Origin of the sequence: Streptomyces hazeniae, assembly GCF_031845485.1 — a bacterium.
Classification (GTDB): domain Bacteria; phylum Actinomycetota; class Actinomycetes; order Streptomycetales; family Streptomycetaceae; genus Streptomyces; species Streptomyces hazeniae.
In genome coordinates, this window is record NZ_JAVREQ010000009.1 from 169,456 (window position 1) to 192,038 (window position 22,583).

General features: G+C 73.4%; 19 protein-coding genes. 5 read left to right on the top strand and 14 right to left on the bottom strand.

Annotation, left to right across the window (positions count from 1 at the left end):
* Positions 1 to 33 precede the first annotated feature (33 nt).
* The 10 genes from aceE to RM572_RS12845 all read right to left on the bottom strand — a co-directional run bounded on the left by aceE (position 34) and on the right by RM572_RS12845 (position 13,146).
* The gene (gene aceE, locus RM572_RS12800; RefSeq protein ID WP_311673434.1) at positions 34 to 2,715 is read right to left on the bottom strand and encodes a pyruvate dehydrogenase (acetyl-transferring), homodimeric type; all 2,682 of its coding nucleotides are present in this window, start codon (positions 2,713 to 2,715) and stop codon (positions 34 to 36) included.
* Between the two features lie 293 nt (positions 2,716 to 3,008).
* Positions 3,009 to 3,632, bottom strand: a complete 624-nt coding sequence (locus RM572_RS12805) for a GntR family transcriptional regulator (protein WP_027763077.1) — start codon at positions 3,630 to 3,632, stop codon at positions 3,009 to 3,011.
* A 99-nt stretch (positions 3,633 to 3,731) separates the two neighbouring features.
* Entirely contained in the window at positions 3,732 to 5,486 is a 1,755-nt protein-coding gene (sucB, locus tag RM572_RS12810) for a 2-oxoglutarate dehydrogenase, E2 component, dihydrolipoamide succinyltransferase (RefSeq protein WP_311673436.1), read from the bottom strand.
* Between the two features lie 57 nt (positions 5,487 to 5,543).
* Positions 5,544 to 6,932, bottom strand: a complete 1,389-nt coding sequence (gene lpdA / locus RM572_RS12815; protein ID WP_027763079.1) for a dihydrolipoyl dehydrogenase — start codon at positions 6,930 to 6,932, stop codon at positions 5,544 to 5,546.
* A gap of 252 nt (positions 6,933 to 7,184) precedes the next feature.
* Positions 7,185 to 8,732: a leucyl aminopeptidase gene (locus RM572_RS12820; RefSeq protein WP_311673437.1), complete on the bottom strand. Its 1,548-nt coding sequence runs from the start codon at positions 8,730 to 8,732 to the stop codon at positions 7,185 to 7,187.
* Between the two features lie 208 nt (positions 8,733 to 8,940).
* Positions 8,941 to 9,711 (bottom strand): adenosylcobinamide-GDP ribazoletransferase, encoded by a 771-nt coding sequence (locus tag RM572_RS12825; RefSeq protein WP_311673438.1) that lies wholly within the window; start codon positions 9,709 to 9,711, stop codon positions 8,941 to 8,943.
* Positions 9,712 to 9,733: 22 nt separating this feature from the next.
* Positions 9,734 to 10,441: a response regulator transcription factor gene (locus RM572_RS12830; protein WP_311673439.1), complete on the bottom strand. Its 708-nt coding sequence runs from the start codon at positions 10,439 to 10,441 to the stop codon at positions 9,734 to 9,736.
* Positions 10,438 to 11,865, bottom strand: coding sequence for a sensor histidine kinase (locus RM572_RS12835; RefSeq protein WP_394813592.1), 1,428 nt, complete (start codon positions 11,863 to 11,865; stop codon positions 10,438 to 10,440). Before RM572_RS12835 ends, RM572_RS12830 begins: the two co-directional genes overlap by 4 nt.
* A gap of 84 nt (positions 11,866 to 11,949) precedes the next feature.
* Positions 11,950 to 12,252 carry a PspA-associated protein PspAA gene (gene pspAA, locus RM572_RS12840; protein WP_311673440.1) on the bottom strand — a complete coding sequence of 101 codons (303 nt, stop codon included), beginning with the start codon at positions 12,250 to 12,252 and terminating at the stop codon, positions 11,950 to 11,952.
* 78 nt (positions 12,253 to 12,330) lie between these two features.
* Complete coding sequence (locus RM572_RS12845; RefSeq protein WP_027763084.1) at positions 12,331 to 13,146, bottom strand: PspA/IM30 family protein; 816 nt, start codon at positions 13,144 to 13,146, stop codon at positions 12,331 to 12,333.
* A 254-nt stretch (positions 13,147 to 13,400) separates the two neighbouring features.
* Here RM572_RS12845 and RM572_RS12850 point away from each other — a divergent pair, with 254 nt between their 5' ends.
* Complete coding sequence (locus RM572_RS12850) at positions 13,401 to 13,994, top strand: DUF3043 domain-containing protein (RefSeq protein WP_311673441.1); 594 nt, start codon at positions 13,401 to 13,403, stop codon at positions 13,992 to 13,994.
* Complete coding sequence (locus RM572_RS12855) at positions 13,991 to 14,686, top strand: class I SAM-dependent methyltransferase (protein ID WP_311673463.1); 696 nt, start codon at positions 13,991 to 13,993, stop codon at positions 14,684 to 14,686. The genes RM572_RS12850 and RM572_RS12855 overlap by 4 nt, the downstream gene beginning before the upstream one ends.
* Positions 14,687 to 14,745: 59 nt before the next feature.
* Here RM572_RS12855 and RM572_RS12860 read toward each other — a convergent pair whose 3' ends face one another.
* Positions 14,746 to 15,948, bottom strand: a complete 1,203-nt coding sequence (locus RM572_RS12860; RefSeq protein ID WP_311673442.1) for a bifunctional adenosylcobinamide kinase/adenosylcobinamide-phosphate guanylyltransferase — start codon at positions 15,946 to 15,948, stop codon at positions 14,746 to 14,748.
* Positions 15,949 to 16,040: 92 nt separating this feature from the next.
* On the opposite strand from RM572_RS12860, the gene RM572_RS12865 reads away from it, so the two are divergent.
* The gene (locus RM572_RS12865; RefSeq protein WP_136184514.1) at positions 16,041 to 16,241 is read left to right on the top strand and encodes a hypothetical protein; all 201 of its coding nucleotides are present in this window, start codon (positions 16,041 to 16,043) and stop codon (positions 16,239 to 16,241) included.
* Positions 16,242 to 16,450: 209 nt separating this feature from the next.
* Complete coding sequence (locus RM572_RS12870; RefSeq protein ID WP_311673443.1) at positions 16,451 to 17,557, top strand: nicotinate-nucleotide--dimethylbenzimidazole phosphoribosyltransferase; 1,107 nt, start codon at positions 16,451 to 16,453, stop codon at positions 17,555 to 17,557.
* A 42-nt stretch (positions 17,558 to 17,599) separates the two neighbouring features.
* Here RM572_RS12870 and RM572_RS12875 read toward each other — a convergent pair whose 3' ends face one another.
* Together RM572_RS12875 and nadA are read right to left on the bottom strand one after the other, a co-directional pair.
* Positions 17,600 to 18,493, bottom strand: coding sequence for a hypothetical protein (locus tag RM572_RS12875; RefSeq protein WP_311673444.1), 894 nt, complete (start codon positions 18,491 to 18,493; stop codon positions 17,600 to 17,602).
* 87 nt (positions 18,494 to 18,580) lie between these two features.
* The gene (gene nadA, locus RM572_RS12880; RefSeq protein ID WP_311673445.1) at positions 18,581 to 19,771 is read right to left on the bottom strand and encodes a quinolinate synthase NadA; all 1,191 of its coding nucleotides are present in this window, start codon (positions 19,769 to 19,771) and stop codon (positions 18,581 to 18,583) included.
* Positions 19,772 to 20,097: 326 nt separating this feature from the next.
* On the opposite strand from nadA, the gene RM572_RS12885 reads away from it, so the two are divergent.
* Positions 20,098 to 20,451, top strand: a complete 354-nt coding sequence (locus tag RM572_RS12885; RefSeq protein WP_027763092.1) for a HesB/IscA family protein — start codon at positions 20,098 to 20,100, stop codon at positions 20,449 to 20,451.
* 126 nt (positions 20,452 to 20,577) lie between these two features.
* Here RM572_RS12885 and RM572_RS12890 read toward each other — a convergent pair whose 3' ends face one another.
* Positions 20,578 to 22,119 (bottom strand): hypothetical protein, encoded by a 1,542-nt coding sequence (locus tag RM572_RS12890; protein ID WP_311673447.1) that lies wholly within the window; start codon positions 22,117 to 22,119, stop codon positions 20,578 to 20,580.
* Positions 22,120 to 22,583: the final 464 nt, after the last annotated feature.

A 22,583-nucleotide genomic window follows, 5' to 3' on the forward strand; every position in this document is an offset into this window, starting at 1 on the left:
GGGCCGCACGCGCCGTGACCGGGCGGGGGCGGATCAGGCCAGGCCGTACTTCTCCGCCGCCTGCCGCACGGTCTCCTGCTTGACCTCGCCGCGGCGGGCCAGCCGGGACAGCGCCGCGACGACCACCGACTCGGCGTCCACGCCGAAGTGGCGGCGGGTGGCCTCGCGGGTGTCGGACAGGCCGAAGCCGTCCGTGCCCAGCGAGCACCAGTCCTGCTCCACCCACTGGCTGATCTGGTCCGGGACGGCCCGCATCCAGTCGCTGACCGCCAGCACCGGGCCCGGCGCTCCCTCCAGCACGCGCGTCACGTACGGCACGCGGTCCTCGCCGCGCAGCGCCGCCGCGTCGCACTCCAGGGCGTCCCGCCGCAGCTCGCTCCAGGACGGCGCGGACCACACGTCCGCGGTCACGCCCCACTCCTCGGCCAGCAGCTGCTGCGCCTGCAGGATCCAGTGGATCGCGGTGCCGGAGGCGAGCAGCTGGATGCGCGGCGCGTCGTCGGCGGGCGCGGTGCCCTGGTTGAAGCGGTACAGGCCCTTGACGATGCCCTCCTCGACGCCCTCCGGCATCGCGGGCTGCACCTTCGGCTCGTTGTAGACGGTGAGGTAGTAGAAGACGTCCTCGGCGTCCGGGCCGTACATGCGGCGCAGACCGTCCCGGACGATGACGCCGACCTCGTAGGCGAACGCCGGGTCGTAGGTGAGCGCCGCCGGGTTGGTCGAGGCGATCAGCGGCGACTGCCCGTCCGCGTGCTGGAGGCCCTCGCCGGTCATCGTCGTACGGCCGGCGGTGGCGCCGATGAGGAAGCCGCGGCCGAGCTGGTCGGCGAGCGCCCACATCTGGTCGGCGGTCCGCTGCCAGCCGAACATGGAGTAGAAGATGTAGAACGGAATCATCGGCTCGCCGTGCGTGGCGTAGGCGGTGGCCGCGGCGGTGAAGTCCGCCATCGAACCGGCCTCGGTGATGCCCTCGTTCAGGATCTGACCGTCCTTCGCCTCCTTGTAGTACAGGAGCTGGTCACGGTCGACCGCGTCGTAGGTCTGGCCCAGCGGCGAGTAGATGCCGGCGGACGGGAAGAGCGACTCCATGCCGAAGGTGCGGGCCTCGTCCGGGACGATCGGCACCCAGCGCCTGCCGGTCTCCTTCTCCCGCATCAGGTCCTTCACCAGCCGCACGAACGCCATGGTGGTGGCGATCTCCTGGGAGCCCGAACCCTTGAAGAGGGTGTCGAAGGGCTTGGCGGCGGGCTCCGGCAGCGCCGCCGGGTGCACCTTGCGGGCCGGGGCGGGGCCGCCCAGTTCGGCGCGGCGCTCCTGGAGGTACCTCACCTCGGGCGAGTCGGCGCCGGGGTGCACGTAGGGGACCAGGTCCTCGTCGAGCCGGCTGTCCGGGATGGGCAGTTCCAGCAGGTCCCGCATGGCGCGGAACTCCTTGCCGGTGAGCTTCTTCATCTGGTGGTTGGCGTTGCGCGACTCGAAGCCCGGGCCCAGCGTCCAGCCCTTGACGGTCTGCGCGAGCACGACGGTCGGCGCGCCCTTGTGGGCCAGCGCCGCGCGGTAGGCGGCGTACACCTTGCGCGGCTCGTGGCCGGCGCGGGAGGTGCGGAAGCACTCGATGATCTTGTCGTCGGTGAGCAGCCTGCCCAGTTCCACGAGGGCCGGCTCGGCGCCGAAGAAGTGCTCGCGGATGTAGGCGGCGTCGCGGGTGGCGTACGTCTGGAACTGCGCGTCCGGCACCTCACGGAGCCGGCGCACCAGCGCGCCGGTGGTGTCGAGCTGGAACAGCTCGTCCCAGGCGGAGCCCCACAGCGACTTCACGACGTTCCAGCCGGCGGCGCGGAACTGTGCCTCCAGCTCCTGCACGATCTTGAAGTTCGCGCGGACCGGGCCGTCCAGGCGCTGCAGGTTGCAGTTGATGACGAAGGTGAGGTTGTCGAGCTGCTCGCGGCCCGCGAGGGCGAGTGCGGCGGTCGACTCCGGCTCGTCCATCTCGCCGTCGCCGAGGAAGGCCCACACGTGCGAACCGGCGGTGTCCTTGATGCCGCGGCCGGCCAGGTAGCGGTTGAAGCGGGCCTGGTAGATCGCGGCGAGCGGGCCGAGGCCCATCGAGACGGTGGGGAACTCCCACAGTTCGGGACTGCGCCGCGGGTGCGGGTACGAGGGGAGGCCGTTGCCGCCGACCTCCTGGCGGAAGTTGTCGAGCTGCTGCTCGGAGAGGCGGCCGTCGAGGAAGGCGCGGGCGTAGATGCCGGGGGAGGCGTGGCCCTGGATGAAGAGCTGGTCGCCGGAGCCGCCGGTCTCCCGGTCCTCCTTGCCGCGGAAGAAGTGCTGGAACCCGGTCTCGTAGAGCCAGGCGGCGGAGGCGAAGGTGGCGATGTGACCGCCCAGGCCGTAACGGCTGCCGCGGGTGACCATGGCGGCGGCGTTCCAGCGGTTCCACGCGGTGATGCGGGCCTCCAGCGCGCGGTCACCGGGGATCTCGGGTTCGGCAGCGGTGGGGATGCTGTTGACGTAGTCCGTCTCGAGCAGCTTCGGCAGGGCCAGGCCGCTGTGCTCGGCGTGCTCGAGGGTGCGGCGCATCAGGTACGACGCCCGGTGCGCGCCCGCCTGCTCGGAGACGGCGTCCAGGGACTCCCGCCACTCGGCGGTCTCCTGCGGGTCGCGGTCCGGGAGCTGGTCGAGCTCGCTCGGCTGATGGGATACGGCGTCGGGCATGGTGGCCACCTCACCTCTCGCGGACGGACAGATGCGTCGTGCTGTGGGGTTGTGCTGCGGGAAGGGTTCGTCCCCGATGGGCAGGCAGGACAGGGGATCGCCCCAGCGGAGTGACTCTACGTGCCGATCGATGATCGATCAAAGGCCCCGAGGGAAATTGGCACCCTGTGCCCCTGAAGTCGGCACGGCGTGCCGCCTTGCTTTCCGGGGTTACTGCCCGGTTCTACCCTCGGGTTCGCAGGCCGCGGCACCGCTGCCGGGCAGGGTACCGACGGGCCGGGTTGCGCGCGCCGTCAGGCGCGCGGCGCGCAGCCGAGAACATGGTCCTTGACCAGCTCGCCGATGCGCGGGTCCCGCCGCCGGAAGGCCTCCAGCACCGCCTCGTGCTCCTCCGCGTAGCTCTGCTGCACCGTGCCGAGCCAGCGGATCGACAGGGCGGTCCACACCTCGATGCCCAGACCCTCCCAGGTGTGCAGCAGCACGCTGTTGCCGGACGCCCGCACCAGCTCGCGGTGGAAGCCCACGGTATGCCTGACCTGCGCCTCGCCGTCCCCGGCCCGGTCCGCCCCGTACAGCGCCGCGACGTGCGGCTCCAGTCGCGAGACGTCGTCGGCGAGCCGTGGCGCGGCCAGTTCCGCGGCCATCTGCTCCAGACCCGCGCGCACCGGGTAGATCTCCTCCAGGTCGGCCGCGGACAGCTCCCGTACCCGTACGCCCTTGTTCGGCGCGGACTCGATCAGCCGCAGCGCCTCCAGCTCCCGCAGCGCCTCCCGCACGGGCGTCTGGCTGACCTCCAGCTCCACCGCGATGCGCCGCTCCACGATCCGCTCCCCGGGCTTCCACCGGCCGCTGACGATCCCCTCCACGATGTGCTCGCGGATCTGCTCGCGCAGCGAATGGACGACGGGCGGGGTCATGAGGCTGCTCCTGAGGTCGGATCGTTGGTCACGACCATACGGCGACGCCCCCGCCCGGATCACTCTCCGGGCAGGGGCGCCGTCGCATGGTGCGGAGGGTTACAGACCCAGCTCGCCCTCGAACTCGCCGGCCTCCAGGCGGGCCTTCACGTCCGAGAGGTAGCGGGCGGCGTCCGCGCCGTCGACCAGCTGGTGGTCGTAGGACAGGGTCAGGTAGACCATGTCCCGGACGGCGATGGTCTCGCCCAGGTCCGGGTGGTTCACGACCATCGGGCGACGCACGGTGGCGCCGATGCCCAGCATCGCGACCTGCGGGTAGTTCACGATCACCGTGTCGAACAGCGCACCGCGCGAACCGGTGTTGCTGATCGTGAACGTGCCGCCGGACATGTCGTCCGGACCGAGACCGCCCTGGCGGACCTTGCCCGCCAGCTCGGCCGTCTTGCGGGCGATGCCCGCGAGGTTGAGGTTCCCGGCCTCCTTGATGACCGGGACCATCAGGCCCTTCTCCGAGTCCACCGCGATGCCGATGTTCTCGACGTCGTGGTAGGTGATGGTGCCGTCGTCGTTGATCTTGGCGTTGACGGCCGGGTGGGCCTTCAGCGCCTCGGCGGCGGCCTGCACGAAGAACGGCATCGGGGACAGCTTGACGCCCTCGCGGGCCTGGAAGGACTCCTTCGCCCGCGACCGCAGCCTCATGATGCGGGTGACGTCGACCTCGACCACGGTGGAGAGCTGCGCCTGGCTGTGCAGCGCCTTCATCATGTTCTCCGCGATCACCTTGCGGATCCGCGGCATCTTGACGGTCTGGCCGCGCAGCGGCGACGCCTCCAGCTTCGGCGAAGCCGGCGCGGCGGAGGGCGAGGCGGCGGCCGGAGCCTGCTGCTTCGCGGCCTCGGCAGCGGCGACGACGTCCTGCTTGCGGATGCGTCCGCCCACGCCGGTGCCCTTGACCTGCGCCAGGTCCACACCGTGCTCGGCAGCCAGCTTGCGGACCAGCGGCGTGACGTAGGCGCCGTCGGCCTCGGCGCCGGCGGCCGGGGCGGGCTGGGCCGGGGCGGCGGGCTGCGCCGGCACGGCGGCGGGGGCCTGCTGCCGTGCGGGCTCGGGCTGCGGAGCCGGGGCGGGCTCGGGCTGGGGCGCCTCCTGCTTCGGTGCCCCCTGCTGCGGCGCCTCCTCCTGCTGCTGCGGGGCCGGCTGGGCCGGGGTCTCGGCGGCGGGAGCGGCGTCACCGGAACCGATGACGGCCAGCTTCGCGCCGACCTCCGCGGTCTCGTCCTCGCCGACCACGATCTCCAGCAGCTTGCCGGCGGCCGGGGCGGGGATCTCGGTGTCGACCTTGTCGGTGGACACCTCCAGCAGCGGCTCGTCGGCCTCGACCGAGTCGCCGACCTCCTTCAGCCACCGGGTGACGGTGCCCTCGGTCACGGACTCGCCCAGTGCCGGGAGCACCACGTCGGTGCCCTCCGCGCCGCCGCCGGACGGGGCCGCCGCCTGGGCGGGCTCCGGCTGCGGAGCCTGCTCCTGCTGGGGCTCGGCCTGCTGGGGCTCGGACTGCTGGGCCGGGGCCTCCTGCTGGGCGGGCTCGGCTGCGGGAGCCGCGCCGCCGCCGCCACTGCCGTCGTCGATCAGGGCCAGCTCGGCGCCGACCTCGACCGTCTCGTCCTCGGCGACCTTGATCGAGGACAGGGTGCCGGAGGCGGGAGCGGGGATCTCGGTGTCGACCTTGTCGGTCGAGACCTCGAGCAACGGCTCGTCGGCCTCGACCTGCTCACCCTCGGCTTTCAGCCACCGGGTGACGGTGCCCTCGGTGACGCTCTCACCGAGCGCCGGAAGGGTTACGGAAACCGCCATGGTTCCTGTTGCTCCTAACGAAAAGTGCGGTTGGTCTGCGTCGCGCCCGGTGGGGGATCAGTCGTGCGAGTGCAGCGGCTTCCCGGCCAGCGCCAGGTGCGCCTCGCCGAGAGCCTCGTTCTGCGTCGGGTGGGCGTGGATCAGCTGCGCGACCTCGGCCGGCAGCGCCTCCCAGTTGTAGATCAGCTGCGCCTCGCCGACCTGCTCGCCGAGCCGGTCGCCGACCATGTGCACGCCGACCACGGCGCCGTCCCGGACCTGGACCAGCTTGATCTCGCCGGCGGTCTTCAGGATCTTGCTCTTGCCGTTGCCGCCCAGGTTGTACTTCAGCGTCACGACCTTGTCCGCGCCGTAGACCTCCTTGGCCTTCTCCTCGGTGATGCCGACGGAGGCGACCTCGGGGTGGCAGTACGTCACGCGCGGCACGCCGTCGTAGTCGACCGGTACCGGGTTCAGGCCGGCCAGGCGCTCGGCGACGAGGATGCCCTCGGCGAAGCCGACGTGCGCGAGCTGGAGCGTCGGGATGAGGTCGCCGACCGCGGAGATCGTCGGCACGTTGGTGCGGCAGTACTCGTCGGCGAGGACGAAGCCGCGGTCCGTCTCGACCCCGGCCTCCTCGTAGCCCAGGCCCTGGGACACCGGGCCGCGGCCGATGGCGACCAGCAGCACCTCGGCCTCGAACTCCTTGCCGTTGGCCAGGGTGACCTTGACGCCGTTGTCGGTGTACTCGGCCTTCTCGAAGAAGGAGCCCAGCTGGAACTTGATGCCGCGCTTGCGGAAGGCGCGCTCCAGGAGCTTCGAGCTGTTCTCGTCCTCGGCGGGCACCAGGTGCGGCAGGCCCTCGACGATGGTGACCTCGCTGCCGAAGGACTTCCACGCGGAGGCGAACTCGACGCCGATGACGCCGCCGCCCAGCACGATCGCGGACTCCGGGACGCGGTCGAGCACCAGGGCGTGGTCGGAGGAGATGATGCGGTTGCCGTCGATCTCCAGGCCGGGCAGCGTCTTCGGGACGGAGCCGGTGGCCAGCAGGATGTGGCGGCCTTCGTAGCGCTGGCCGTTCACGTCGACGGAGGTGGGGGAGGACAGCCGGCCCTCGCCCTCCACGTAGGTGATCTTGCGGCTGGCGACCAGGCCCTGCAGGCCCTTGTACAGACCGGCGACGACGCCGTCCTTGTACTTGTGCACGCCCGCCATGTCGATGCCCTCGAGCGAGGTCTTCACGCCGAACTCGGCACCGTCGCGTGCCGCGTCGGCGATCTCGCCGGCGTGCAGCAGCGCCTTGGTGGGGATGCAGCCGTTGTGCAGACAGGTGCCGCCCAGCTTGTTCTTCTCGATCAGGGCGACGTCGAGACCCAGCTGTGCGGCGCGCAGGGCAGCGGCGTAACCACCGCTGCCGCCTCCGAGGATCACTAGGTCGAAAACGGTGCTGGCGTCCTTCGCCACGTCACGTCCTCCATGCATGGTGCGCCGGGACCGGTCTCGACCGGCCGGGCGGCTTGTGTTTCGGCCGCTTGTCTCTCTCGGCCCTGGACTCGGCTTCGTCTCAAGCCGTGGGGGCCCCTGTCCTGCCGAAGACCCATCTTGTCACTTGTCGCCGGAAGACGGGACTCGGGGCCGCTGTACCGACGGGTACGGCCCCGATCCGCGGGGAGCGAACGGGGCCGTACCTGTCGGGTGCCGTCGCGGCGGCGGAGGTCAGAGCACGTCGCCCGCAGCGGCGCGCTCGGCCAGCCGCACCAGGGTCCGCACGGCCACGCCGGTGCCGCCCTTCGGGGTGTAGCCGTGCGGCGCACCGTCGTTGAACGCCGGGCCCGCGATGTCCAGGTGCGCCCACTTCGTGCCGTCGGTCACGAACTCCTCCAGGAAGAGGCCGGCGAACAGGCCGCCGCCCATCCGGTCGCCCACGTTCGCGAGGTCCGCGACCGGCGACTCCATGCTCTTGCGCAGGTGCTGCGGCGCCGGCATCGGCCACGCGTCCTCGCCGGCGTCGCCCGCGATGTCGTGCACGTTCCCGCGGAACGCCTCGTCGTTCGCCATGATGCCGAACGTGCGGCTGCCCAGCGCGACCATCATCGCGCCGGTCAGCGTCGCCACGTCCACCACCGCGTCGGGGGACTCCTCGCAGGCGCGGGTCAGCGCGTCGGCCAGCACCAGCCGGCCCTCGGCGTCGGTGTTCAGCACCTCCACCGTCTTGCCGCTGTACATGCTCAGCACGTCGCCGGGACGGGTCGCCGAGCCGGAGGGCATGTTCTCCGCCAGCGCCAGCCAACCGGTGACGTTCACCTTCAGGCCCAGCCGCGCCGCGGCCACGACGGTGGCGAACACGGCGGCCGCGCCGCTCATGTCGCACTTCATCGTCTCGTTGCTGCCGGCCGGCTTCAGCGAGATGCCGCCCGAGTCGTAGGTGATGCCCTTGCCGACCAGCGCGACCGTCTTCTTCGCCCGCGCACCGGAGTAGGACACGCGGACCAGACGGGGCGGGACCTCGGAGCCCTGGCCGACGCCGAGGATGCCGCCGTAGCCGCCCTTGGCGAGCGCCTTCTCGTCCAGTACCTCGACCTTGAGGCCGTGCTCCTTGGCGGCGGCCTGCACCTGCGCGGTGAACGTCAGCGGGTTCAGGTCGTTGGACGGCATGTTGATCAGGTCGCGGGCGCGGTGCACCTCGGCGGCGAGCACCTCGGCCCGCGCCACGGCCTCCTTGTGGGCCTTGTCACGCGGCTTGCCGCCGAGCAGCACGACCTCGCCGAGCGGGGCACGCTTGTCCTCGCCCTTCTTCTTCGCCTTCGCGTCCTCGCCGGCCTCCCGGCCGCGGTAGGTGGTGAAGGCGTACGCGCCGAGCAGCGCGCCCTCCGCGACGGCTGCGAGGGACTCCACGTCGTCGACGGGCAGGGCGAAGCCCGCCGACTTCTTGCCGCCCAGGGCACGGGCGGCGGCGCCCGCGGCGCGGCGCAGCGCCTCGGGGTCGTAGGAGGACTTCTTCTCCGGGATCTCGCCCAGGCCGACGGCCACGACCAGCGGGGCCGTGAGGCCGCTGCCCGGAGCGGGGACCTTGGTCACTTCGCCTTCGGCTCCGCCGGCCCCCAGCGTCTCCAGGATGGCGGCCAGTCCGCCGCCGAAGGCCTTGTCCACGGAGTCGTCGCCGGAGGCGACGACGGGGCCCTCGGCGCCCTTGGCGACACCGACGACGACGGCGTCCGCGCGCAGCGTCGCGCCGGACGAGGTGCTGAGAGTCAGAGCAGACACGGTGGAAGGGACCTGCTTTCGTTGAGTGAGCCGTCGGGGTGGTGCACGGCTTCGGGCACTTCGGGCATCGTATGCCCGCCTGGGCCCGTGTTTTCGGGCGACCCTACGCGGTTCCGGTGCGCAGCGCCGCCCCCGTGCTCCTCTCCGTCCCCGGCGAGCGGGACCGGGGTGGGACGGGGAGCAGTGCGGGGGGAGCGGACGGCGGGCCTCAGCCGAGGGCCAGGGTGAGGGCGAGCAGGGCGACCGTGGCGGCGGACTCCGCCGCCGCGCCGAAGACGTCCCCGGTCACACCACCGAACCGTGCCCGGCACCGCCGCACCAGCCCTTCCGCCGCGCACGACGCGGCCACCACGGCCACGCCGTACCGCCAGTCCACCACCCCCACGGCGACGACGGCGAGCGCCGCGACGAGCAGCGCCGTCCGCACCGGGACCGCCCCGGCCACCACCGCACCGAGCCCGTCCGGCCGGGCTGCGGGTACGCCCGCCCGTGCCCCGAGCGTCAGCGCCACCCGTGCGGCGACCGCCGCGACCAGCGCGCCGGCCGCCCCGAGCGGCCAGCCCGCGCCGTACAGCTCGGCGAGCGCGGCGACCTGGGCCAGCAGTACCAGCACGAGCGTCAGGACGCCGAAGGGCCCGATGTCGGACTGCTTCATGATCCGCAGCGCCTCGTCCGCGGGACGTCCGCTGCCCAGCCCGTCCGCCACGTCGGCCAGCCCGTCCAGGTGCAGCCCGCGGGTCAGGGCCGCCGGCACGGCGACCGCCGCCACCGCGGCGAGCAGCGGCCCCGCGCCCAGCATCAGCAGCGCCGCGCCCGCCAGTCCGGCGACCGCGCCGACCGCCAGACCCACGACCGGGGCGCATCCCATGCCCCGTCCGGCCGCGGCACGGTCCCAGCGCGCCACCCGCACGGGGATCACGGTCAGCGTGCCGAAGGCGAACCGCAGCCCCTCACCCGTCGTCGCCCTGCCCGCGTCCATGACGACGGAGGCTAGCGGAGACCTACGGAGGCCGGCCGCCCGGCTGCGCGCCGGGCCGGACCAGGCCGCTCTCGTAGGCGGCCACGACCAGTTGCGCCCGGTCCCGGGCGCCGAGCTTGCCCATGATCCGGTTGACGTGTGTCTTCACCGTCAGCGGGCTCACCGTCAGCCGTCCGGCGATCTCGTCGTTGGAGAGCCCGCCCGCCACCAGGGACAGCACCTCGCGCTCCCGTGCGGTGAGCACGTCCAGTCCCGGCACGCCGCCTCCCCCGCCGTCGCTCCCGCCCGAGGCCCCGCCGTCGTGCGTGAGGAACCGCCTGATGAGGCCCTTCGTCGCGGCGGGGGAGAGCAGGGCGTCGCCCGCCGCCGCGATGCGGACGGCGGCCAGCAGTTCGTCCGGTTCGGCGCCCTTGCCGAGGAAGCCGCAGGCACCGGCCCGCAGTGCCCGGAGCACGTACGCGTCCTGCTCGAAGGTGGTGAGGATGACCACCTTCACGCGGGCGAGAGCGGGATCGGCGCAGATCTCCCGGGTGGCGACGATGCCGTCCGTACCGGGCATCCGGATGTCCATCAGGACCACGTCGGCCTCTTCGCGGCGGGCGACCTCCACCGCTTCGGCGCCGTCCGACGCCTCGCCGACGACCCGCATGTCGGCTTCGGAGTCGACCAGGACGCGGAAGGCGCTGCGCAACAGGGCCTGGTCGTCGGCGAGTACGACGCGGATGGTCACGCCCGCCGCTCCCCGCCGCCGGGAGTCCGTACGCCCTCCGAGTCCGCCACGTCCTCCGGAGCCGGCACGCCGACGGCCCCGGACCCCGTTGCGGGCACCGGCCCCGGAGCGGGCTCGGGCACCGTCGCGCGCAGCGGCAGCAGCACCCGGACGGCGAAGCCGCCGCCCTCGACCGGCTCGGCGTCGCACCGCCCGTTCAGGGCGGCCGCCCGCTCCCGCATGCCGGTCAGCCCGTGCCCGCCGCCGCGGTGCTCCGCCCCGTCGCGCTCTCCGCGTCCGGCGTCCACGTCCTCCGCGCCGCGGACCGCCGCGCCCGCGCCGTCGTCCACCACGCCGATCCGCAGTGCCGCCGGGTCCCGCGTGATCCGCACCGCCACCCGGGCCCCCGCGCCGACGTGCTTCTGCACGTTGGTCAGTGCCTCCTGCACCACCCGGTAGGCGGTGAGGTCGATGGCCGACGGCAACGGCGTCCCGCGCGGCGGCAGTTCGACGTCCACCCGGAGCCCCGCCTGCTCGAAGCCCGCCACCAGCTCCGCCAGCAGCTCCAGCCCCGGCGCCGGTTCGGTGGGCGCCGCGGGATCGCCGGACTGCCGCAGCAGCCCGACCGTCGCCTGCAGCTCGTCCAGCGCGTGACGGCTGGCTTCCCGTACATGGGCCAGGGCCTGTTTCGCCTGGTCCGGCCGCTGGTCCATCACGTGCGACGCCACCCCCGCCTGCACGTTGACCAGGGCGATGTGGTGGGCGACCACGTCGTGCAGCTCGCGGGCGATGCGCATGCGCTCCTCGGCGACCCGGCGCCGGGCCTCCTCCTCCCGGGTGCGCTCCGCGCGCTCGGCCCGCTCCCGGATGGCGTCGACGAACGCGCGGCGTCCGCGCACCGCCTCACCGGCCGCGGCGGCCAGCGCCGTCCACGCGAAGATCGCCAGGTTCTCCTGCGCGTACCAGGGGCCCTCGCCGAACAGCATCGCCGAGGCGGTCAGGGTGCCGACGGTGATCGCGCCCACCCGCCAGGAGGTGGCCCGGTCGGTGCGGTTGGAGACCGTGTAGAGGGCGACGACGGCCGCCGCCGCCAGCGGCGCCCGGCTCGCGCCGGGTCCCGCCGCGTCGGGGTGGTCCAGCACCAGGCCCGCCACCGTGACCACGCTGGTCACGCACAGCACGATGAGCGCCGCCGGGCGCCGCGCCACCAGCGAGGCGCAGGACACGGCCGCCAGCACCACCGTGGTCAGGTCGAGATACGGGTCGCGGAAGGTGGGGTGGCCGTCCGGCCCGTGCGGTTCGGTGCCCGCCGCCGCCAGGACGCACAGCAGCGTGCCCGCCGCCAGCAGCGCGTCCACCACGTACGGATGGGCGCGCAGCCTGCGCCGCAGCTCGGCCAGGCGTCCGCCGCCGGCGCCGAGGGGATCGATGGGGTCGCTGGTCACAGCACGCACGTTACGGGCTCCCGCCGGGACGGCGCGCCGCCCCGCCCGTCGAGGGACCTGCAGCGCCGCGCACCCGCGGGGCGCCTACTCCGCCGGCTCCGGGTCCGTCGTGCCCGGGATCAGCCCGTCCTCGTTCAGCATCCCGCGCACCTCGTCCAGCGTGGCCTCCGGTGCCGGGAGGATCAGCTCGGAAGGCTCCAGCGAGTCGTCCGGGAGCGGCGTGCCCATCTCCCGCACCGCGTCCAGCAGCGCGTTCAGCGTGCGCCGGAAGCCCGGCTCGTCGCCGGAGTCCATCTCGGCGGCCAGCTCGTCGTCCAGCCGGTTGAGCTCGGGAAAATGGCTGTCCTCGAGCCTGACCTGGCCTTCTCCCATGATCCTGACGATCACGACGCTCTCCTCCTCACGAGGCGCACGACCCGGCACCGGCCGGACCCACCCGTCGGCCGGCCCGGCACCGGCCGGCGGTCACTGCTTGTCGAACCGGGGGGTGTCCTGCCCCTGCTGACCGCCGGTCTGCGCGGTGCCGTTCTGCGGGGCCTCGGTCCCGCCCTGCGCGCCGCCCTCGAGCGCCTGCCGCTCCGAGCCGGAACCGCCCGCCAGCTCCGCCTTCATCCGCTGGAGCTCCAGCTCGACGTCCGAACCACCGGAAAGGCGGTCCAGCTCGGCCGAGATGTCGTCCTTCGCCGTGCCCGACGGGTCCTCCAGCGCACCGGAGGCGAGCAGCTCGTCGATGGCGCCGGAGCGGGCCTGGAGCTGCTGCGTACGGTCCTCCGCACGCTGGATGGCCATGCCGACGTCGCCCATCTCCTCGGAGATGCCGGTGAACGCCTCGCCGATCCGCGTCTGCGCCTGCGCGGCGGTGTACGTGGCCTTGATCGTCTCCTTCTTGGTGCGGAAGGCGTCGACCTTCGCCTGGAGGCGCTGCGCCGCAAGGGTGAGCTTCTCCTCCTCGCCGGAGAGCGTCTGGTGCTGCGTCTCCAGATCGGTGACCTGCTGCTGCAGGGCCGCCCGGCGGGTCAGCGCCTCCCGGGCCAGGTCCTCGCGCCCCAGCGCCAGCGCCTTCTTGCCCTGGTCCTCCAGCTTGGACGACTGCGTCTGCAGCTGGCTGAGCTGGAGTTCCAGCCGCTTGCGGGAGGTCGCGACGTCGGCGACGCCGCGGCGCACCTTCTGCAGCAGCTCCAGCTGCTTCTGGTACGAGTAGTCGAGCGTCTCGCGCGGGTCCTCGGCCCGGTCCAGGGCCTTGTTGGCCTTCGCGCGGAAGATCATCCCCATACGCTTCATGACACCGCTCATGGGCCTCGCGCGCCCCCTTCAGTAACGGACTCGAGCCTCAGCACGTCTTCTTGACCCCAGGGTACGGGGCCTTCTTCCATTACCGCACCGCCTCGAACCGGATCCGCTCATCCGCGAGGACGATCATTCGCGCCGTTCTCCGGCGCAGGGAGGAGACGGCGGGTGCGGGACGGGGGCGGTGTTGCGGGATCGTTCCCCCGCAGGGGTGGGGAGCACCTCCGGCGGCACCGTACTGTAGAGACGTGTTCCGAAGCCGTACGAAGGACGGGCAGGCCGTCACCAAGGTGACCGAGGCCGAGCCCCAGCAGATCCGCGACCCGCAGGCCCCCAAGGGCCGGCCCACGCCCAAGCGCAGCGACGCGCTGGCGCAGCGCCGCACCCTCGCCAAGCCCCCGGCCAACCGCAAGGAGGCTGCGAAGCGGGCCCGCGAGGCGCGCCGTGCCGACATGCAGCGGCAGCGGCAGGCGCTGGCCGGCGGCGACGAGCGGTACCTCCCCGCCCGCGACCAGGGGCCGGTGCGCCGGTACGCCCGCGACTTCGTGGACGCCAAGTGGTCGGTCGCCGAGTTCTTCCTGCCGATCGCGGTGCTCATCCTGATCCTCAGCATCGTGCCGTCGCCGCAGTTCAAGAACATCGCCTTCGTGATGTGGATCGGCGTCATCGCGACGATCGTCATCGACTCCTTCGCGATGAGCTTCCGGCTGAAGAAGGGGCTCGCCGAGCGCTTCCCGGACGAGAACCGGCGCGGCGCGGTGTTCTACGCCTTCATGCGCACCCTCCAGATGCGCCGGATGCGCCTGCCCAAGCCGCAGGTCGCCCGCGGCGAACGGCCCTGATCCGGCACGACCTGGTCGCCCGGCAGCTCGACGAGCAGCTCGCCGCCCACTTCCCCGGTGGCGGCCCGCTGACCGTCCTCGAAGCCGGTCTCGGCCCGGTCGAACGGACGCTGCGTCTCGCCCGCGCCGGCCACCGGGTGACCGGTCTGGAAGCCGACGCCGCGGTGCACGCCTACGTGGGCGAGGCCCTCGACGCCGAGGACGCGGCCGTACGGGAGCGGGTGCGCCTCGTCCAGGGGGGCGGCCAGGAGGCCGGTGCCCACTTCCCGCCGGGCACCTTCGACGTCGTGCTCTGCCACGACGGGCTGACCGCGTCGCACGACCCGGCCAGCACCCTCGCCGGGCTCGCGCGCGTCCTCGCCCCCGGCGGCCTGCTGTCGGTCATGATCCGCAACGACGCCGCACTCGCCCTGCACCCCGCGCGGGCCGGCGACTGGGAGGCGGCTCTGGCCGCGTTCGACTTCGCCGAGCGCGCCTTCCGCCTCGAACCGATGACCTCGCTGCTCGCGGGCGTCGGCGTGCCGCTGCGGACCTGGTACGGCGTGCAGGTCTTCACCCCCGACGACGACCGCCGCGCCCTGCTGCCGCGCCAGCTCGCGGCCGAGGAGCGCGCCGCCCGTACGGACCCCTACCGGGGCGTGGCCGCCTACCTCCACCTGTGCGGTCTGCGCCGCCCCGCCGCCGTGGGGTGAACGCGGAGCCCGCCGGGGCCGGGTCCCGGCGTCGGGGTACGCCCCCCGGGGGGCCGGGCTCAGGACCGCAGCGGGGTGACGACGCCCGCCACGGCGAGCAGTACCGTCTCGCACTCCGCGGCGACGGCCGCGTTCAGCCGGCCCAGTTCGTCGCGGAAGCGGCGCCCCGCGGGCGTCTCGGGATGCACCCCGGACCCGACCTCGTTGCTCACCAGCACCACCCGGCGCTGCGTCTCCCGCACCGCCGCCGCCAGCTCGGCGACCCGCTCGGCCAGCGCCCTTGCTCCGCCGCGCTCCCACCGCGCGTCCTCCCACGCGCCGACCGCGTCCATCGCGTCGGTCAGCCAGAGCGCCAGGCAGTCGACGAGCAGCGCCGGTTCCTCCGGTGCGGCGAGCAGCGGCACCAGGTCGCAGGTCTCCACGGTGCGCCACGAAGCCGGACGCCGCGCCCGGTGTGCTGCCACCCGCGCCGCCCAGTCCGGGTCGCCCTCCCGGCGCCCGCTCGTCGCCACGTACAGCACGTCCGGGTACGTCGCGAGCCGCCGCTCCGCCTCCACCGACTTGCCCGACCGGGCGCCGCCGAGCACCAGCGTGCGGCGCGGCGGCTCCGGCACGTCCTGGTACGCGCCGACGGCCAGCGTGGTGCCGTCCGGCACCGGACGCGCGCCCGCTGCGGCGAGCCTGCGGCGCAGCTCCCCACCCGGCGGCACGTCGTGATCCAGGTGGACGGCCACCACGTCCGTGGTCGGCCCGACCGCCCCCGCGGCCCGCAGCCGTGCCAGCCCGTCCGGACGCCCGATCACGTCGAGCAGCACCATCGCGTACGGCCCGCCCACCTGTTCGTGACCCGCCACGGCACCCTCGGGCGGCAGGTAGAGCAGCCGCTCCCCGTCCGGATCGGCCACCTCGTAGCCCGTGCCCGGCGCGTCCAGCGCCACCGCCCGCACCCGGTGCCCGCTGAGCAGGGACAGCTCCTGGCCGTCGGGCACGCGCACCGGCTGCGGCAGCGCGGCGGGGACCTCCACCGGGGGTCCGTCGTGCGGGTGCGACAGCAGTACCTGCCGCACGCCGTGCAGCGTCTTCCCCGCGCGGGCCGCCGCGAGGGCCGAACCGGGGGTCAGGTCGAGCAGCAGGGTGCCGTCCAGCAGCAGAGCCGTCGCGGCCCGCGCGTCGCCGCCGGTCGCGCGGGCGCACGCGGCGCAGGGACAGTCCGGGCGGGGCAGTCCGGTGGGGGCGCCGGTGCCGAGCAGAGTGAGTTCCACGCCCCGATCGTCTCGCGAGGCGTGGCCGGTCGCGCAACGGGCATTACGCTGCGGTGAGCAAGCACAGCCGATCAGTTGCTGCGGGAGGCGACATGGCGTGGACGTGGCGGTTCGAGAAGTCCGACGGCACGGAGACGGAACCCGCCGTCCAGCCGGACGAGTTCTCCACGCAGGGGGACGCCGAGTCCTGGATCGGCGAGGTGTGGCGCGAACTGCTCGACGGCGGCGCGGACCAGGTCACCCTCCTGGAGGACGGCACCAAGATCTACGGCCCGATGAGCCTTCACGGCTGACGCTCCGCTCGGCGCGGCGTCGCCCGCGACGGCGGGAGGCGCGCACCGCCGTCCACCCCGGCGCGGGCGCCGCGGCGCGCGGCGCCCGCGCCGTGCGTCACGCGGTCCGCCGACGGCGTTCCGCCGGTGCCCGTGCCCTCCGGGCGTGGGTACAGCGCGGCTCCGGGGCCCGGCCCCGCGGGCGTGCCCCGTTCGCGTAGCCTCTGCGCATGCCTGACGGGACCCTGAACCTCGACGCGTTCTCCGACCTCATCCAGCGGCCGCACGGCGGCCTCCGACGGGACGCGGAGGAACGGCGGGCACGCACCGGCCTTCCCCCTCGCGCCCTGGGCCGGCTCGACGAGCTGGGGGAGTGGCTCGCCGCGGCGCAGGCACAGGTCCCGGTGCAGCCGATCCGTAACCCCCGCTTCCTGCTCTTCGCAGGCGATCACGGCGTCGCCGAACTCGGGGTTTCCGCCCGTCCGGCCGGGTCCGCCCACAGCCTCGTCCGTTCCGCGCTCGACGGCGACAGCCCGGCCGCGATCCTCGCGCGGCGGCTCGAGGTGCCGCTCCGCATCGTCGACATGTCGCTCGACTGCGACCCCGCCGAGCTGCCCGAGGACGTCACCCGGCACCGTGTCCGCAGGTCCTCCGGCCGGCTGGACGTCGAGGACTCCCTCACCGCCGCCGAGGCCGAGCAGGCCTTCCGCACGGGCATGGCGCTCGCCGACGAGGAGGCGGACTCCGGGACGGACCTGGTCGTGCTCGGCGACCTGTCCGTGGGAGGCACCACGGCGGCCGGTGCCCTCGTCGCCGCCCTCTGCGGGACCGACGCGTCCGTGGTGACCGGCCGGGGCGGTGCGCAGATCGACGACCTGGCGTGGATGCGCAAGTGCGCGGCGATCCGGGACGGCCTGCGCCGCGCGCGGCCCGTGCTCGGCGACCAGCTCCGGCTGCTCGCGACCGTCGCGGGCGCGGATCTCACGGCGATGACCGGGTTCCTGCTCCAGTCGGCGGTGCGGCGGACGCCGGTGATCCTGGACGGCGTGGTCTCCGCCGCCTGCGCTCTGGTCGGCCAGCGGGTGGCCTTCCGGGCCCCCGACTGGTGGCTCGCGGGACACGGCACGGACGAGCCCGCGCAGGCGAAGGCGCTCGACCGCATGTCGCTGGAGCCGCTCACGGACCACCGCATCGTGGTGGGCGGCGGGGCCGGTGCGCTGATGGCCGTGCCGCTGGTGCGTGCTGCGGCCGACCTGGCCGCGGGCCTGCCGGCGGGCACCGGAGCCGACGGGTCCGCCGAGGCGCCGGCGGACACCGAGACCCTCGACGTCACCTGACGCCAGGCGCCCGGCGCCCGCTCCTGCGCCGGGCCATGTCTCTCAGCGGCGGTCCCGCCCGGGCCGGTCGTCCCGCGAAGCCTGCTCCGTGTCGTCGCGGTCGCCTCGCCGGTCCTCGCCGGCGCGGTCCGGTGATCCGCCCCGCCCCGGTGCCTGGTCGGCTCGCGGCCGGTCGCGACCCCCGGGGCGGTCGCGGTCCTTCTTCTCGGCGCGCTTCTCGCCGCGCCGCTCCCTCTCGGCCTTCTCCTGCTGCTGCGCGTTTCGGTCCCGGCCCGGTTGATCGGGCCTCCGGTCCGGGCGGTCGGGGCGGTCCGGTCGCCCGTCGGGCCCGTTTCGGCGGTCCCGGCCGCGCTCGTCGCCCCGTCGCTCCCGGTCGCCGCTCTCCTTCGCGCCCTTCCGGCCGTCGCGGTGCTTGCGCTGTTCGCGGTCCCCGTCCCGGTCCGGCGTACGGCCGGGAGCCGGGGCCGCCGGAGGCGGGAGCGTCCTCTCGCCGGGTGCGGAGGGCGGGGCTGAGGAGGGTGCGGGTTCCGCCGGCCCGCCTCCGGAGCCGCCCGGGAAACGGCCGAGGTCCGGCACCCCGCCGGCAGCGACGGCGATGCCTCCGCCGAGCATGAGTGCGGTCACCACTCCGAGCGTGGTCGAACGCCGGCCACCCCTCCGCCGCCGTTGGGCGGCGGAGACGGATGCGGACGCGGCGGCGTAGGCCGGTCCGGCGGACCGCCGCGCGGCCGTCTGCCGAAGGCGTGCCGCGCGGAACGCGGCCACCGCCGCCTCCTCGCCGGGCGCGGGACCGCCCGCGCGGGGGAACGGCGGCACGACCGCGTCGAGCAGCGCGGCGAGGCGTTCCAGGTCGGCGACCCCGCCGCGCGGGACGTCGTACGGGTCCTCCTCGAGCAGCTGCCGGAGCCGTGACTCCTCGACCAACCGCTCCGGCATGGGCCTGGTACCTTCCTGCGCTCGCTCGACTCTGCTCCGGTGACGTCCACCGGAGCCGGTCGGTTCCCGGCGCCGGACTTCACGAGGTCACGGCAACGCCAGCATCCGCTCCAGGGCCATCTTGGCGTACTGCTCGGTCTCCGGGTCCACCTCGATGCGGTTGACCACGGTGCCCTCGACCAGTGACTCCAGCGCCCACACCAGGTGCGGGAGGTCGATGCGGTTCATCGTCGAGCAGAAGCACACCGTGCGGTCGAGGAAGACGACCTCCTTGTCCTCGTCCGCGAAACGGTTCGCCAGCCGCCGTACGAGGTTCAGCTCGGTGCCGATGGCCCACTTCGAGCCCGCGGGGGCGGCCTCGAGCGCCTTGATGATGTACTCCGTGGATCCGACGAAGTCCGCGGCCTCCACCACCTCGTGCTTGCACTCGGGGTGCACCAGGACGTTGACGCCCGGGATGCGGGCGCGCACGTCGTCGACGGAGTCCAGCGAGAAGCGGCCGTGCACCGAGCAGTGGCCGCGCCACAGGATCATCCTCGCGTCGCGCAGCTGCTCGGCGGTGAGACCGCCGCCCGGCTTGTGCGGGTTGTAGACCACGCAGTCGTCCAGGGACAGGCCCATGTCCCGGACGGCGGTGTTGCGGCCCAGGTGCTGGTCGGGGAGGAAGAGGACCTTGTTCTGCCCGGACTCCCCCTGCTCGAACGCCCAGTCCAGTGCGCGGCGGGCGTTGGAGGAGGTGCAGATCGTGCCGCCGTGGCGCCCGGTGAACGCCTTGATGTCGGCGGAGGAGTTCATGTAGGAGACGGGCACCGTGCGCTCCGCCACTCCCGCTTCGGTCAGCACGTCCCAGCACTCGGCGACCTGTTCCGCCGTCGCCATGTCGGCCATGGAGCAGCCGGCCGCGAGGTCGGGGAGGACGACCTGCTGGCGTGCGGAGGTGAGGATGTCGGCCGACTCGGCCATGAAGTGCACGCCGCAGAAGACGATGTACTCGGCTTCCGGACGGGCGGCCGCCTCCCGGGCCAGCTTGAAGGAGTCGCCGGTGACGTCGGCGAACTCGATGACCTCGTCCCGCTGGTAGTGGTGCCCGAGCACGAAGACCTTGTCGCCCAGCTTCTCCTTGGCCGCGCGGGCGCGCTCCACCAGATCCGGGTCGGAGGGGGAGGGGAGCTCGCCGGGACAGTCGACGCCGCGTTCACTCGAGGGGTCGGCCTCGCGGCCGAGCAGGAGCAGAGCGAGCGGCGTGGGCTGCACGTCCAGGGGTTGGGTGGTGGACACGATCACGCACCCTTTCTGTTCGGAACACGCGTTCTGATCCACGCGTACTTATCGTCGTAGTGACGTTATCTATCATAACCGGTTCACGTCAGTTTGACGACGGGCATCGTGTCGATGTGACGCATACCGCCACCCCGGGTGACCGCACGGCCTCCTTTCCCGTCCCACCCGGTACGCCGCACGCTCGTGACCGCCCCGCGCCGGATGTGCGAGCATGAGAACCGCAAGGGACGAGGGATCGCGACGTGCCGGGACTGGAATGAATCCGGGATGTCTTCCGTTCCAGCCCATGGCAGAGCAGTCCGAACAACCCGGGAGAGAAGCAGATGTCCGTATCGGACGAGACCGCTGTGAGTGAGGGCATCATCCTGTCCGACGCCGCCGCGGTGAAGGTCAAGAGCCTCCTCGAGCAGGAGGGTCGTGACGACCTCGCGCTCCGCGTGGCCGTCCAGCCCGGTGGCTGCTCCGGCCTTCGGTACCAGCTCTTCTTCGACGAGCGTTCGCTCGACGGCGACGTGGTCAAGGACTTCGACGGCGTCAAGGTGGTCACCGACCGGATGAGCGCCCCCTACCTGGGCGGCGCCTCCATCGACTTCGTCGACACCATCGAGAAGCAGGGCTTCACCATCGACAACCCGAACGCCTCGGGCTCCTGCGCCTGCGGCGACTCGTTCAGCTGATCAGCTGAGGCAGCCCGCCGGGCACCTCACGACGAGGTGCCCGGCACGGCGCACGACGAGGGCGGCGACCCGTTCCGGGTCGCCGCCCTCGTCATGCGCGCGTCGTGCGTCGTGCCGACGCGTCGGTCACTTCTTCGGCAGCGGGTCGCCGCTCCTGGCGTCCAGCACCTTACGGTCGTCCAGCGGCTTGTCGAGCTGCACCGTCACCTTCTGCTTCTCGGCGATCATGATGCAGTTCTCCTTGGGCTCCGGGTTCTTCGGCTCGACCTTCACCTCGACCCCGCCGTCCGCCGGCTTCGCGACGGCCTGGTAGTCGTGGCAGACGCCGCCCCAGAAGGTGACCGTCAGGTCACGACCGTCGGCGCGGTAGGAGATCAGCTTCCGGCCGTCCGGCGCTCCGGGGGAGACCGGCGTGTCTCCGCCGTCCTCGCCGCCCTTGTCCTCGGGAGTGCGCAGGTATTCGCGCTCCACCGCCGGGAAGGCGACCTGGTAGGTGCCTTCGGCACCCTGCTTCTCCACGTCGTAGATCCACGCGGGGACCAGGACCGGCGCGCCCTTCGAGTACTCGGCCGCCAGACCGAACGTCGCACCGCTCACCGTCGCGGTGGCGTCCCCGCCGTCCGGGGACGAGCCCTCGGAACCGGGGGTCGCACACCTGATCACGTCGTCGGCCTTCGGGTAGCCGCCGAGGTCGGTGTTCTCGTCCTTCGGGCGCGGCGGCGGCGCGTCGTCGCAGGACGGGACCTCCGGCATGCCGGCGGGCGCACGGTGCTTGTTCAGCGCCTTCAGCGTCTCCTCGGCCGTCATGACCGGGTACACGGCGCCCTTCACCAACTCGCCCAGCCGGCCGTGGCCCCGCACCAGCTCGCCGGCGGAGTTCACCGTGAACGTGCTGGACCAGTCCTGGGAGGGGATGCCGCCGGGCCGCGGCTTCGCGGTCACCAGGCGGGTGTCCTGGTAGGAGTGCGACGCGTCCAGCGCCGCCTTGTCCAGGTCGAGCGCCTCCAGCGCGGGCCGCACCGTCTTCTTCGCCTCGTCGGCGGACACCGGGTCGCCCCCGCGCTCACCGTCGCTGCTCGGTTGCCCCTCGTCGCCGGCCTGCTGGTCGGGGCACGGGGCGGGCGGCTTGCCGGCGCCGCCGTCCTTCGGCTTGCCGCACAGGTCGTCGCCGGTGGGCCGGTGGCGGATGTAGGACCACGCGCCGGTCTCCTCGTCCACCGTCAGCAACGGGCCGCTCCCGTCCGGCGTGCCGCCGACCCGCCAGCCCGCGTCGCCCTCCGTCGGGGCGCCGTCCACGCCGAACGCGTCGGCGATCGCCTGCATCTCGGCCTCGGTCACGTCCCCTTCGGGACGGTGCACCGGCGCCGAGCCGGGGCCGTCGGGCAGGTCACCCTCGGCCTCGTACACGGTCGCGTTGGGGTTGGGCTCGCCCGGGGCGATGCCGCGCTCCGGGGTGTCGCCCGACTCGCTCAGCCCGAGGCTGTCCAGCACCAGCGGCGGCGGGTTCTCACGGCTGTCGGCGGCGGTCGACGTGTCGTCGTCCGACTCGGCGGCGTTCGAGGCCCAGTAGGCTCCGCCGCCTCCGGCCAGCAGAACGGCCGTCGCAACCGAGGCGACGGTCAGTCGCCGGCGCAGTCGGGGTCCCTCGGGGGTCTCCTGGGTGCTCACCACATCGCTCCTTCGGCTCCGCTCTTCTGTCGGGCCCGCATCCCTTGCGGGGACGCCCCTTGGACGGGACCGGACGGCGAGCGGTTCCCGGAGCGTTCCGCCGGGGGCGCTGGGAGGCCGCGCCACGGGGTCGCCGAGCGGGGCGGGGAGAACCCGCGCGTGGGCGTCCGGCCGCCCGACGACCAGGGCCGATCCGCGCGAAGCGCGGCACGGCCGGCGGACGGCACGGTGTGGTGGGGTGTGGCGTGCGGACGGTCCCGGGCCCCCGGCCGAACGGCCCGCCGCCCCACGAGGAACCAGGAGACCGGGTCTCCCGGCCACAGCGACAGGTCCTAGTTGTATTGCTCATGAGCGTTGTTGACACTCACAGGTCTTGATCATGGCGAAGGCCTCCGTGTGTGGTGGAGGTGTCGAATCTTCACCGCACGGAGGCCTTCGTGTCCCACCGTAATGCCCGTCTGACT

Bases quoted from the DNA above. Each gene is read 5' to 3' on its own strand.
- aceE (WP_311673434.1), bottom strand. From the start codon at position 2,715: ATGCCCGACGCCGTATCCCATCAGCCGAGCGAGCTCGACCAGCTCCCG.
- RM572_RS12805 (WP_027763077.1), bottom strand. From the start codon at position 3,632: ATGACCCCGCCCGTCGTCCATTCGCTGCGCGAGCAGATCCGCGAGCAC.
- sucB (WP_311673436.1), bottom strand. From the start codon at position 5,486: ATGGCGGTTTCCGTAACCCTTCCGGCGCTCGGTGAGAGCGTCACCGAG.
- RM572_RS12825 (WP_311673438.1), bottom strand. From the start codon at position 9,711: ATGGACGCGGGCAGGGCGACGACGGGTGAGGGGCTGCGGTTCGCCTTC.
- RM572_RS12845 (WP_027763084.1), bottom strand. From the start codon at position 13,146: ATGAAGCGTATGGGGATGATCTTCCGCGCGAAGGCCAACAAGGCCCTG.
- RM572_RS12865 (WP_136184514.1), top strand. From the start codon at position 16,041: ATGGCGTGGACGTGGCGGTTCGAGAAGTCCGACGGCACGGAGACGGAA.
- RM572_RS12870 (WP_311673443.1), top strand. From the start codon at position 16,451: ATGCCTGACGGGACCCTGAACCTCGACGCGTTCTCCGACCTCATCCAG.
- RM572_RS12875 (WP_311673444.1), bottom strand. From the start codon at position 18,493: ATGCCGGAGCGGTTGGTCGAGGAGTCACGGCTCCGGCAGCTGCTCGAG.
- RM572_RS12885 (WP_027763092.1), top strand. From the start codon at position 20,098: ATGTCCGTATCGGACGAGACCGCTGTGAGTGAGGGCATCATCCTGTCC.